This is a genomic window from Flavobacterium panici (genome assembly GCF_024499525.1).
Taxonomy (GTDB): domain Bacteria; phylum Bacteroidota; class Bacteroidia; order Flavobacteriales; family Flavobacteriaceae; genus Flavobacterium; species Flavobacterium panici.
Genome location: NZ_CP100437.1, coordinates 4,715,081 through 4,728,022 on the forward strand (window position 1 = coordinate 4,715,081; position 12,942 = coordinate 4,728,022).

Annotated in this window: 13 protein-coding genes; 5 read left to right on the forward strand and 8 right to left on the reverse strand. The window is 35.7% G+C overall.

Features of this window, described 5'->3' with window-relative positions; all coding sequences use genetic code 11:
* Positions 1 to 165: 165 nt before the first annotated feature.
* From NLJ00_RS19940 to NLJ00_RS19975, 8 genes are all read right to left on the reverse strand, one after another.
* Positions 166 to 933 (reverse strand): LytR/AlgR family response regulator transcription factor, encoded by a 768-nt coding sequence (locus NLJ00_RS19940; protein WP_256635112.1) that lies wholly within the window; start codon positions 931 to 933, stop codon positions 166 to 168.
* Positions 914 to 1,930, reverse strand: a complete 1,017-nt coding sequence (locus tag NLJ00_RS19945) for a sensor histidine kinase (protein WP_053472761.1) — start codon at positions 1,928 to 1,930, stop codon at positions 914 to 916. Before NLJ00_RS19945 ends, NLJ00_RS19940 begins: the two co-directional genes overlap by 20 nt.
* 403 nt (positions 1,931 to 2,333) lie before the next feature.
* Complete coding sequence (locus tag NLJ00_RS19950) at positions 2,334 to 3,074, reverse strand: DUF1223 domain-containing protein (protein ID WP_256635113.1); 741 nt, start codon at positions 3,072 to 3,074, stop codon at positions 2,334 to 2,336.
* Positions 3,075 to 3,193: 119 nt separating this feature from the next.
* Entirely contained in the window at positions 3,194 to 3,604 is a 411-nt protein-coding gene (locus tag NLJ00_RS19955; protein ID WP_256635114.1) for an organic hydroperoxide resistance protein, read from the reverse strand.
* A gap of 155 nt (positions 3,605 to 3,759) precedes the next feature.
* The gene (locus NLJ00_RS19960; protein ID WP_256635115.1) at positions 3,760 to 4,761 is read right to left on the reverse strand and encodes an alpha/beta fold hydrolase; all 1,002 of its coding nucleotides are present in this window, start codon (positions 4,759 to 4,761) and stop codon (positions 3,760 to 3,762) included.
* Between the two features lie 390 nt (positions 4,762 to 5,151).
* Positions 5,152 to 5,565, reverse strand: a complete 414-nt coding sequence (locus NLJ00_RS19965; RefSeq protein WP_053474507.1) for a cupin domain-containing protein — start codon at positions 5,563 to 5,565, stop codon at positions 5,152 to 5,154.
* Between the two features lie 262 nt (positions 5,566 to 5,827).
* The gene (locus NLJ00_RS19970) at positions 5,828 to 7,120 is read right to left on the reverse strand and encodes an epoxide hydrolase family protein (protein ID WP_256635116.1); all 1,293 of its coding nucleotides are present in this window, start codon (positions 7,118 to 7,120) and stop codon (positions 5,828 to 5,830) included.
* Between the two features lie 524 nt (positions 7,121 to 7,644).
* Positions 7,645 to 8,388: an SDR family oxidoreductase gene (locus tag NLJ00_RS19975; RefSeq protein ID WP_256635117.1), complete on the reverse strand. Its 744-nt coding sequence runs from the start codon at positions 8,386 to 8,388 to the stop codon at positions 7,645 to 7,647.
* Between the two features lie 324 nt (positions 8,389 to 8,712).
* Between NLJ00_RS19975 and kaiC the strand changes: the two genes are divergently transcribed.
* Genes kaiC through NLJ00_RS20000 form a run of 5 tightly spaced genes read left to right on the forward strand, consistent with a single transcriptional unit; the run spans position 8,713 to position 12,652 of the window.
* Complete coding sequence (kaiC, locus tag NLJ00_RS19980; RefSeq protein WP_256635118.1) at positions 8,713 to 10,392, forward strand: circadian clock protein KaiC; 1,680 nt, start codon at positions 8,713 to 8,715, stop codon at positions 10,390 to 10,392.
* Between the two features lies 1 nt (position 10,393).
* The gene (locus NLJ00_RS19985; RefSeq protein WP_053474503.1) at positions 10,394 to 10,687 is read left to right on the forward strand and encodes a circadian clock KaiB family protein; all 294 of its coding nucleotides are present in this window, start codon (positions 10,394 to 10,396) and stop codon (positions 10,685 to 10,687) included.
* Between the two features lie 2 nt (positions 10,688 to 10,689).
* Positions 10,690 to 10,986, forward strand: a complete 297-nt coding sequence (locus NLJ00_RS19990; RefSeq protein ID WP_256635119.1) for a circadian clock KaiB family protein — start codon at positions 10,690 to 10,692, stop codon at positions 10,984 to 10,986.
* 3 nt (positions 10,987 to 10,989) lie between these two features.
* Positions 10,990 to 12,246 (forward strand): sensor histidine kinase, encoded by a 1,257-nt coding sequence (locus NLJ00_RS19995; RefSeq protein ID WP_053474501.1) that lies wholly within the window; start codon positions 10,990 to 10,992, stop codon positions 12,244 to 12,246.
* Position 12,247: 1 nt separating this feature from the next.
* Complete coding sequence (locus NLJ00_RS20000; RefSeq protein ID WP_053474500.1) at positions 12,248 to 12,652, forward strand: response regulator; 405 nt, start codon at positions 12,248 to 12,250, stop codon at positions 12,650 to 12,652.
* The last annotated feature ends 290 nt before the right edge of the window (positions 12,653 to 12,942 follow it).

Consider the following 12,942-nt stretch of genomic DNA (forward strand, 5'->3'; position numbering starts at 1 on the left):
TATGCAGTTTGTCATTTCGAGGAACGAGAAATAGCACGCGAAACTCGCCAAAGATTGGAGAATTACTGTGTGGAATATCTAGTGCGATTTCTCGTTCCTCGAAATGACAAACTGTGTCTATAAAACTGTGATTGAATAACGCAACTGAAAACTGAGACTGTAAACTTATCTATTCTCCAGCCAGCTTAAAAATGCCGTTGCTTTCTCTTTCCCAACCAATAATTTTTCTTCTGTTGGAATGGTAAGTTTAAGAATCAGCTTTCTTGAGAAATAATGTTCTGCTTCTCTTATCGCTGAAAAGTTTACCAAATATTGTCTGTTGATTCTGAAGAACTGAATGGCTGATAAAAGCTTATGAACTTCATCGAGAGATTGTGTAATTTGATATTCGGTTTTATCAAAAGTTACTATTGTTGGTGTTTCATTTTTAATGTAGAAAAAAGCGATATTCTCTGTTTGAATCGTTTGGTATTTATTGTTTTTGAAAACCAAAAAACTGCTTTTGCCTTTATTTTCTCCCGTTCTTGTTAAAAGATAATCGAAATCGGGCATCATTTTTTTATTTCTTTGGAAGAAGTTTTTCAGTTCGCCTGCTTTTTTAATAGCTTGCGAAATACTTTCTCTTGAAAAAGGTTTTAAGACATAATCGATTCCGTTTGATTTGAAAGCGTCGATGGCGTAATCATCAAAAGCGGTGCAGAAAATTACGGGTGACAAAACCTCTACATTTTTGAAAATTTCAAAGCTCAAACCATCCGCAAGCTGAATATCCATAAAAATCAAATCGGGCTGATCGTTCTCTAAAAGATAACTCACAGCTCCGTCAATACTTTGAATATACGACAAAATTTGAGCATCGGGTCTGATACTCAAAATTAGCTGACCAAGTGCTTTGGCCGTTTTTATTTCATCTTCAATTATTACGATAGTCATAAATCAGTGGTATTTTTACTTTAAAAAGGGTTTCGGTTTTATCAATTTCAATTTCTTTGTTAACCAAATGCAGAAAACGCTGATTGATATTGTTCAGTCCTACTCCGGTTGACAAAGTTCCTCGTTTCAGCTGAATTGGATTTTCAATTACCAGAAAATCATTTTCGGTATATAATTTAATTTTCAAAGGTTTATCAAGCGAAACAACATTGTGTTTGATACAATTCTCGATCAATAATTGCAATGAAAAAGGAGGAATCGCACAATCGTATTGCTTTTCATCGATTTCTTTTATCACTTCAAATCCATCTTCAAAACGGGCTTTGAGCAGATATACATACGAATCTAAAATTTGTAATTCTTCTTTTAACGGAATCAAATCCATTTTTCTACTTTCGAGAGTAAATCGGTAAAAATCAGATAATTTAAGGATAAAATCAGAACTCTGCGGATCCTGCATATCGACCATCGATTTTAAAGTATTCAAACTGTTAAACAAAAAATGCGGATTTACCTGTTGTTTCAATAATTCGTACTGCGCCCCTAAATGTACGGCTTTGGTACGCTCCAGTTCTACTCCCATTTGCTGGGTTTGGTAATTCTGAAAAAGTAAATGCAGAAACATATAGACAATCAAATTGATCAAAATACCACGAAGTTCAAACATGATTGGCGCATCCATTTTTGAAACCTGAAAAAGTTCCTGATGTGCAATTACCAGAATCACCATCAGCAAAATTCCCAAAACAACACTTAGTAAAAGTTTCCAGTTAAACAGGCTTTTATTCGTACGCTGCGATGAAAATTTAGGCAGACTATAAATGTTGTAATACCAAATAAAAAGGGAAAAAAGCAGTGTAATTGAAGAGTTTATGATGATGTCTCCAGGCGTAGAATCGGCATCAAATAATTTTGGAATTGAAGCCAGAATTGCAAGTGCAATTGAGCTTCCCCAAATAATTTTGAGCGAAACCTGAAAACGTTTTGATTTTTCCATAATTGTATCCGTTTTTTATCCTGTTTGTCAAAGATAGTTTTATTTTGAAAAAAGATTTTATGCAGATTTAAAAAGTCAGCCCAAAGTATTGTCATTTCGACGAAGGAGAAATCTCCACGAGAAGCTCTACAAAGATTGGCGACATTCTGTATGGAGTTACTTGCGAAGATTTCTCCTTCGTCGAAATGACAAATATGACGGAGTGTTTTTTTAATCTCGCAAAGTCGCAGAGGCGCAAAATTTTTATTCGCAAATTGTTTGGGAATAGAATCTGCAAAATCTGCCTAAATCTGTCAAATCTTCGTGAAATATATTTTTAATTCTCCCGCAGATTTAGCTGATTTTGCAGATAAGAAAGGAAAAAAAATCTGCTAATCTGCTAAATCTGCAAGAAGCAAAAAAATCAAGCTCGTTTTACTTCTAAAATTGCCCCTGAATTCATATCCTGAACAAACCCAATAATCTCAAAATCCTGTGTATTATAATTTTTAGGAAGATGAACCGATGCTGTTCCTTTTTTAACTTTGTTTAAATCTACCCATTGCAGATTACGAACAATTTGATAATGTGATAAAACTCTATGGGCATTCTCCCCTCTTTTTACATTGCTTTTCGCTTCTTTTTGAACTACAGCAATTAATAAACGGCTGTTTTTTGAAGTTCCTTCCACATTATAATTTACAACAATAGCATTCGCATTTTGACTGGCTTCTAAGCTTAAATTCGTCGAAGCTGGTTTTGAAAGTGCCGATTTAATTCCGTTTCGTAAACTTGTTTCCTGAGAACCTACATAATCAATTTTTCCGTTAATTATTACCTGCGGAGTATAGATTGGATCTTTCTCCATATATTTTGCATAATCGTATTGCCTTTTGGTATAATCGGCATTGCTGAAGATGTCTTTCCATCCTTGTTTGTCCCAATAATCAACATGATAAGAAAGCACGTAAACATTTTTATCTTTTAATTCATTTTGAATTTTTCCCAGTAATTCATCTGCTGGCGGGCAGCTCGAACAGCCTTCGGAAGTATATAATTCTAAAAGGGCAAAACCTTTTTTATCGGGATTGCTTTGGCTGAAAATGGTGTTTCCGGTTAAGAAAAACAGCATTGTAAAAGCACTTATTATTTTTATCTTTTTCATGATTCCTATTTATTTCCTGCAAGGTTTAAAAACCTTGTAGGTATATTTTTTTATTTAGAAAGTCTAATAATTTAAACCTACAAGGTTTTAAAAACCTTGCAGGTTAAGCAACTTAGAAATTAAAGAATATTAATCTCAACGTTTATATTTCCTCTTGTTGCTTTTGAGTAAGGACAAGTTTGGTGTGCCTGAGCCGCTAAAGCTTCCGCAGTTTCACGACCAATACCCGGAAGGCTGATGTTTAAACGTGCTTGTAAAGAATATTCTCCTTCAGTTACACATAAATCTACTTCTGCATCTACTGCAGTTTCTGCCGGAAGTCTAACTCCCAATTTCGAAGCTGCGATTCCTAATGCTCCAATAAAACATGCCGACCATCCTGCAGCAAATAACTGCTCCGGATTTGTTCCCGGACGCGATGTTCCCGGTGAACTTAATTTGATAATCAATTGTTCATCTGAACTTTGAGAAGCTCCTTCTCTACCACCTATTGTGTGTGTTTTTCCTGTGTATAATACTTGTGTGTTCATAATAATTTTAGATTTTAGATTGTTGATTTTAGATTGTTGATTTTAGATTATTTCTAATTTTAGATTTTAGATTTTAGAGTTTAGATTATTTGATTTTTGATATTGTCATTGACATTGAATTGGAATTTGGAATTTGGAATTTTAAAAATTATAATTTATTTCATCCCGTCTACATCAATTATCGCTTGAGCAAATGATTTCGGGTCTTCTTGCGGAACATTGTGTCCTATTCCTTTTAGAATTCTGTGGGCGTATTTTCCGGTGAATTTGTTTGCGTATGCTTTTCCATCTGCGAAAGCGCCGTCAAAATCACTTCCTATTGTAATGGTTGGTACTTTAATTTCCGGTCTTGCTGCAAGGCGTTTTTCTAAACTGTCGTATTTAGATTCTCCTGCTTCAAGCGATTGTCTCCATCTGTAATTATGAATTACAATTGCAACGTGATCCGGATTGTCAAAAGATTGTGCTGTTTGATCGTAAGTAGCTTTGTCGAAATTCCATAACGGAGAAGCGATCTGCCAAATTTGTTTGTTGAATTCATATGTATTTTGGCTGTAGCCTAATTTTCCTCTTTCAGTTGCGAAATAATATTGGTACCACCATCCTAATTCGGCTTTTGGAGGCAATGGTTTTAAGTTAGCTTCTAAATTCACTACTAAATAACCACTTACTGAAACCAGACCTTTTACACGTTCCGGCCAAAGTGCTGCCATAACCACTGCTGTTCTTGCTCCCCAATCGAATCCTCCAACTACGGCTTTGTCGATTTTTAAAGCATCCATAAAAGCGATAATATCAGTTGCTAATGCTGCTTGTTGTCCGTTTCTAAAAGTATCTTTAGAAAGGAAAGTTGTTGTTCCAGAGCCTCTTAAATAAGGTGTAAATACATGATATCCTTTTGAAACTAAAATTGGCACTACTTCATTGTAACTGTGAATATCGTAAGGCCATCCGTGAAGTAAGATTACCGGAGTTCCGTTTGAAGGACCAGCTTCAGTATATCCTACGTTTAATAATCCGGCGTTGATTTGTTTTAAAGTTCCTAGCGAACCATCTTGTTTTTCTGTTTGTGCAATTGCTGCTGCGTTTGCTAAAAGAAAGGCAATTAAAAGAACTGCGTTTGTAATACTGTTTTTGATTTTTACTATCTTTTTCATAATTATTATTTTTTTTGATTAGTTGATTATCAGTTAATTTCTTCGTCAAAGGTATCTCGACAATCCTCGTTTTAAAAGGAGAAAAAAGCCGAAGTGGACAAAGTAAAAGGTGAAATGGACAAGGGTCAAGTTGTGAAATGTGAGTAGTTTAGCCGTAAAACTCTATATTCTTATATTTTTTTAGCCACAGATTAAAGGATTAAAATGATTTTTCTCTCGCAGATTCTGCAGATTTAGCAGACTATTTTTTATTCGTTTCAAATTATTTAATCAAATCTGCTCAATCTCCAAAATCTGCGAGAAACAAATACTTTGTGAAACTTTGTGTATCCTTAGCGTGCTTTGCGGTTAAACTAATTCGCATTTCAACTTGAAACTTTAAACCTGAAACTATTTTTTCATAACCAAAACCGGTTTTCCTTTTTCAACTATATAAGTTGCCAATTCTGATGCTTTTACATTTGTATTATTTTTAGCGGAATGAACAACTCCAGCTGGGATAAAAAGTACTTCTCCGGCTTTTAAGGTTACGGGTGCCTGCCCTTCTACTTCATATTCAAGTGAACCTTCTAATACATAAATGATTTCTTCACCCGGATGAGAATGTTTTCCGAAAGCGGTATGTCCGTCGAAATCTATTTTGGCTTGAACGGTTTCTCTTCCCGGAATGCTTAAATCGTGTTTTTGTAAATCAGTACGTTTTATTCCGGTTTGTGCTGCGATTTGATTCGGAATCAAAAAGGCGATTATTCCTAAAATGATAATGGCGATTATTACCCAAGTTTTTTGTTTTTTAGTTTCCATGATTTTATTTTTTTAATAGTTAGTTTTTTAACAGTTGATTTTTTAAACACATAGGAACATAGATTTGCTTTGTCTAGAAAGGCGTTTCACTTGTTTGAACAAACATAGTTTGCTGGGTGTTTCACGCAGATTTTAAAAAGATTTAAGCAGATAAACGCAGATTTTTTATTCAATTTAATCTGCTAAAATCTGCTAAATCTGCGTGAAACTTTTTTAGCATATAAAAACCTATGTCTCTATGTGTTTAAATAAATTATTTAGATTATTTTCTCAATGATTTAAAAGCAGCACGAAGTTCAACTGAAAACAATTGCGGTTCTTCCCAAGAAGCGAAGTGTCCGCCTTTGTTTACTTCTTTAAAATAAATTAAGTTTTTGTATGCTTTTTCAGCCCATGTTTTTGGTGCTTGGTAAATTTCTCCAGGGAAAACAGTTATCGCAACCGGAATCTTGATTTCAGCAGTTCTTTGTTCTACCGCATTGAAGTTGTTATTGTTATTTTCCCAATATAAATTAGCAGATGAATTGGCAGTATTCGTAAACCAGTAAAGCGAAATATCATCCAGCATTTCATCTTTAGTCAATGATTTTTCGGCATTTCCACCGCTGTAGGTCCAATCGTTGAATTTATCTAAGAAAAATGAAGCCAAACCAACAGGAGAATCTGTAAGTCCGTAACCTAAAGTCTGCGGACGAGTCACCATCATTCCGGCATAACCACCGCCTTTTGTGTATAATTTATTCAGAGAATTAAAAGCTGCATTTTCTTTAACCGATAATCCTTTTGGTGCAGGATCTCCGTCTTTAAGCGCTTTGGCAACATCCGCAGGAACTGTTGCAGGCATATTTACGTGAATTCCCAATAAACCTTCCGGAGCTTGACGCGCCATCGCATCGGCAATTACAGAACCCCAGTCACCACCTTGTGAAACATACTGTTTGTAACCCAAACGTTTCATTAAAACATCCCACGCGTTTCCAATTTTCTCTGGTCCCCAGCCTGTTCCTTTTGGCTTTTCAGAAAAACCATAACCCGGCATTGAAGGAATAACCAAATCAAATGCATCTTCGGCTTTTCCGCCATACGCTGTTGGATCTGTCAATGGACCAATTACTTTTAAAAGTTCAAAAAATGATCCCGGCCATCCGTGAGTAGTAATTAACGGTAACGCATTTTTATGTTTTGATTTAATGTGAATGAATTGAATATCCAGTCCGTCGATGTTGGTTACAAACTGAGGTAAAGCATTTAGTTTTTCTTCTGTTTTGCGCCAGTCATAATCGGTTCCCCAATATTTTACCAGATTCTGAATCTGCTCTAGTTTTACTCCCTGCGATTGATCTGCTACAGTTTCTTTATCCGGCCATCTGGTAGCATTTACACGATTGCGAAGTTCTGTAATCGCTTCCTGCGAAACGCTTATATGATACGGACGAATTAAATTACAATCGGTTTTAGTTTCGTTCTGTGCAAAAGATACAGCAGTTGCCAACATAAAACTTCCCGTTGCAATGACGTTTAAAAAACTGCGTTTGTTTAGTTGAAGTGTTTTCATTTTTTTTGATTTTTAAATTATTTGAATATCAGTTAATTTCTTCGTCAAAAGTATTTCGATAACCCTTCTTACGAAATGAGAAAACAGTCCAAACGGACGAAGTTTGAGGTGAAACGGACAGAGTGGAATGTGATTTTTTTTTAACGCAAAGTTCGCTAAGGTTTTTTGGCTCGTTTGGTTTTATAAAAATGCAAAGATCGCAAAGCTATGTGGGTAATAACTTTGCGATCTTTATGTGTGTTTTTGCCACAGATTATTATTTTTTTGCCACAGATTAAAAGGATTAAAATGATTTTTTCACGCAGATTCTGCAGATTTAGGCAGATTTTAATTGATTGTTTATTCAAAAAAATTTAAAAAAATAATCTGCTCAATCTGTAGAATCTGCGTGAAACAAAAAACTTTGCGACTTCGCGACTTTGCGAGATTAAAAAAGAATCTTCGTATAAATCTTAGCGTCTTTGCGGTTAAATCACCAGCATTGCAACTTGAAACATTAAACTTTAAACCTGAAACAAAATAAATTAAGCTAAAACCATTCCTCCATCCATAATAAAATCTGCTCCGGTGATGAATTTTGCTGCTTCACTGCTTACATACGAAACCATTTTAGCAACATCTTCAGATTTTCCCATTTGTTTTAAAGGCACTTTTTCGATAACCATATCCATAATACCATTTACAGTGGCTTCATCTAAACCAACTTTTTTCATGACTTCGGTTTGAGTTGGTCCCGGACTAACAGAATTCACTCTGATTTTTCTAGGTGCTAATTCTAAAGCTGCAGATTTCATAACCGAATTCAAAGCCGTTTTACTAGCCGAATAAACAGAAGATCCCGGCCCAGGCATACTGGCAGTATTCGAAGAAAGAAATACAACCGATGCACCATCATTCAAAATTGGGATAAATCGGCTTAATGTGAAATATGCGCCTTTAAAATTTACATTCATGATACTGTCAAATTGTTCTTCTGCTGCCTGCTCGATATTTCCTAATCCGGCAATTCCGGCATTGATGAAAAGAATATCCACTTTTCCAAAATCCTGTTTAACTTTTAAAGCCAGGCTCTCAATATCAGAAATACTCGATTGATCTGATGTTATTGCTGTAACGCCCAGTTCCAGTGCTGCTTTTTCAATTGCTTCTTTTCTTCTTCCGGTAATAATAACTTGTGCTCCTTGTTCTTTTAGTTGTTTTGCTGTAGCGTATCCTATACCGCTGTTTCCGCCTGTTATTACGGCTACTTTATCTTTTAAATTGTCCATTTTTATATGTTTTAATTAATGGGACAAAGTTAAATTGCAAAAGGTATTGCTTTTTTAAAGGTATCATAGAGTATACTGGAAACTAGATTTTAACATTTAAATATTCTCAAAAATCAATTTCAGGCAAAACTCAAAAATTACTGTTAAATATTTAGATTGAATGTGCAGTTATTTGGTTAAAATTATCCGATTTATTCATATTTAAAGATCAATTCTCTTAATTTATTTTTAAAACTTCATTAAACAGCTGTTAAATCTTAATGAGAATTCATTGTAAATTCTGTAAGAAAACGTATATTTGAGATAATACTGAATTTTTATATCGTGCAGGAAAAAACAAAAACACATCATTTTATATTCCCAAAAACGCCTACAGGCGTTGACGGACTAGACGAGATTACTGATGGCGGTTTCCCAAAAGGACGCCCAACCTTAATTTGCGGAGGTGCCGGCTGTGGAAAAACATTATTGTCAATGCAGTTCCTTATTAAAGGAATTACAGAATATAACGAACCCGGGGTTTTCATGTCTTTTGAGGAACCGTCAGACGATCTTACCTTAAATGTAAAATCACTCGGCTTTGACCTTGAGCAGCTCAAAAAGGATAAAAAACTCGTTGTAGATCATGTCCGCGTTGAAAGATCAGAAATTGAAGAAGCCGGAGAATACGATCTTGATGGTTTATTTATAAGATTAGGCCACGCCATCGATTCTATAAAAGCAACCCGTGTTGTACTGGATACAATCGAATCTTTATTTGCTGGTCTTGACAATCAGGCGATTTTAAGAGCCGAATTACGAAGATTATTTCACTGGCTGAAAACAAAAGGCGTAACTGCTGTAATTACGGGAGAACGCGGCGAAGCAACTTTAACCCGTCAAGGATTAGAAGAATATGTTTCTGACTGCGTTATTGTTCTCGATCATCGTGTTATTGAACAAGTTTCGACCAGAAGACTCCGAATTGTAAAATACAGAGGTTCAACACACGGAACAAACGAATATCCGTTTTTAATTGATGAAGAAGGTATTTCGGTACTTCCTATTACATCGTTAAAACTCGACAACGAAGTTTCTTCGGATATTATTTCTACAGGTGTTCCCGGATTAAACGAAATGTTTCATAGCGGCGGATTCTATCGCGGAAGCAATATTTTAGTATCAGGAACAGCCGGAACAGCTAAAACTACGGTTGCCTGTTATTTTGCCAACGAACAATGCAAGAAAAACGAAAAAACGATCTATTTCGCTTTCGAAGAATCGCCGCAGCAATTGGTTCGCAATATGAAATCAATTGGAATTGATCTCGACAAACATATTAAAAAGGGTATTTTGCAAATCCATTCTTCACGTCCGTCATTAAATGGTCTTGAACTGCATTTGCTTACACTTCGAAAATTAATAAAAGAATTTCAGCCTACCACTATTATTATTGATCCAATCAGTAATCTTATTACAGTAGGAAGCGAACAAGAAGTCCGTTCTATGCTGGTAAGGCTCATAGATATGCTCAAAGCAAATAATATTACGGCTTTGTTTACGTCATTAAATAAACAAACGGATAATTTTAGACCAGATCTGGCAGAAGAATCCGTATCATCTTTAGTCGATACCTGGATAACGGTTCGTGATATGGAAGGCGTTGGAGAAAGAAACCGCGGTATTTTTATTATCAAAGCCAGAGGAATGGGACATTCTAATCAGGTTCGCGAATTTGTGATCACTAAAAAAGGAATCGAATTACTCGATGTAGAATTAGGTCCGCAGGGAATCCTGACCGGTGCTGCCAGACAGTCGCATCAGTTTAAGAAAACCATTTCTGATATTAAACTTCAAAACGAAATCAGCAGAAAAGACCGTGAAATTGAGCGCAAACGCAAAGTTTTGGAAGCCAATATTGAAGCCTTGAGAACCGAATTTGAATCGGCAGAAGAAGAATTGAGTATCCTGAAAGCAACAGAAGAATTACAGGCTAAATTATCTTCTAAGAAAAAAGAAAATTAAAATGAAAAAAGAAGTAGCCGAATGGCAATTATTGCTGTATATAGCAGGTCAGACGCCAAAATCGATCAAGGCACTTGAAAATATAAAAAAGTACGCCGAAGAACATTTAAAAGGAAAATACAGCATCGAGATTATCGATTTGCTGAAGAATCCGCAATTGGCAGAAGGCGATCAAATTTTGGCTGTACCAACCCTGGTCAGGAAATTTCCTGAGCCAATCCGTAAAATTATAGGTGACCTTTCTAATGAAGAAAGAGTGCTTGTAGGGCTTAATATTAAACCTATAAACGCTTAATCATGGAAGATTCATCTGATGGCACAAGTACAACCAAACATAAGTTCATACTTTTTGTTTCAGGTATGTCTGTTAAATCAGGACATGCAATTGAAAATTTACGCAGAATATGCGATACTTATCTCAAAGAAAACTACGAATTAGAAATCGTAGACATCAGCAGGGATAAAGAACAGGCCGTGATACATCAGATAGTAGCAATTCCTACGTTATTAAAGATATGTCCCGAGCCTAAAAGAATCATTTTAGGTGATTTATCAGATAAGGATAAAGTACTGAGAATATTAAATATTATGTAGAATTTGGAGGTTACCGATAAAAATATAGAAGATTTATTGACCGAAATCGAGTCATTAAAAGAACAGCTTTATGAAGCAAACAGTATAGTCGAAGCCATAAAACAAGGAGATGTAGATGCACTGGTAGTAAACAATAACGGAGTACCCCAGCTTTATTCTCTCGAAACGGCCGATTATACGTACCGACTTCTTATTGAAAAGTTCCGACAGGGTGCGCTTAGTATTTCGCGCAAAGGACTCATATTGTACTGTAACGACTACTTTTCTGAACTTGTTGGTATTCCGTCAGAACAAATTATTGGGACGTATTTAAATGAATATTTTGATAATCCCACACAATTTGTCCAGCTTATTCAGGCACTTCGGTACGGAATCGCCACACACGAAATTCTTTTTAAATCGAGCGAAGACAAAAAAACTTTTCCGGCTTATATCGCACTAACCGATCTGGAACCTTCTGTAGAAGCGATTGGAATTGTGATTACCGATTTGACCGAAAAGAAAAAACACGAAGAAGCCCTGCTCCATCATCAGCAGGAACTGGAAGAAAAAATCAAAGAGTTAAACCGGATCAATACCAATCTCGAAGAATTTATTCATGTTATCTCGCACGATTTAAAAGAACCGCTGAGGAAAATTGTTATGCATAATGATAGAATCGACGGAAGCTACCTTTCTGATAACGATGCCAAATCAATGAATGTTTTAAAATCATCGGCACTGCGGTTGAATTCTCTGGTTGATGATTTAGTGCAGTATTCGTCGCACACCGCGCAGGAAGAACGAGCCGAAATTGACTTGAAAACAATAATTGGCGAAGTTATCGAAGACCTCGAAATTATAATAGCAGATAAAAAGGCCCATATTAAAATAGGAAAACTCCCTGCCATAAAAGCCTCTAAAGTCCAAATTCGCCAGCTTTTTGGAAATCTTATTACCAACGCCATAAAATACAGTAAAGAAGCCGTTGCCCCGCTTATAGAAATTTATCAGGCAGAAAATTTAAATGCCGAAATGCCAAATCAAAATGCTAAATTTGTAAAGATTCAAATTAAAGACAACGGAATTGGCATGGAGTCGAGCCATCTTCTTAAAATCTTTACCATTTTTCAGCGCCTTCATGCCCGAAACGAATATTCAGGAAACGGTATAGGCCTTGCGATTTGTAAAAAGATTATGGAAAACCACTCCGGAAACATAACCGTCGAAAGTACACTGAACGAAGGAACGACATTTAATCTTTACTTTCCAATTTTATAAAATGCCACAAAAAAACAACCTGCATATCATAATTGCCGAAGATGACAATGATGACGCTGATGTGATCTTCGAAACATTCAATCAAAACCCCAATTTTGGCAAAGTAAGCCTTGTAGCCAATGGCGAAGAACTGCTCAATTACCTTAAAGACACGGCAAACGAAAGTCCCGACGTAATCCTGACCGACATCAACATGCCCATTGTCGACGGCATCGAAGCCTTACAGCAAATTTTAAACAATTCAGACTTAAAAGATATTCCCTGTTTTGTTTATTCTACCAGCATAAATCCGTCGTACAAAGAAAAATGCGACGATCTGGGCGTAAAAGCTTATCTTATAAAACCTTATTCATTTGAGGCTTTCGCCGAAATTCCAAAGACAATTTTGAGTATTATACAAGCTTAGGTTTTCATTTCCATTTCATATATTCGTAATACTATTTAGGAGCTGATTCCTGCTCTTCGCTATATCTTTTTCTTGCTAAAGAAGCAAGAAAAAGGATGCCGCTTCGATCAGGGCTATTAAACTCATTTTCATAAGAAGATTTTGTGGAAATTTGATTTAGAAATAAAATTTCAAAAGAAATATTTTTCTTACAATTTAAAACATTTTTTGATATCTTTACAGTCCTAATAGTTAAGATTATGATATCAGAAAAAAAGTTTGCCCGTGTGGTATGGTGGCGGTATTGGAAA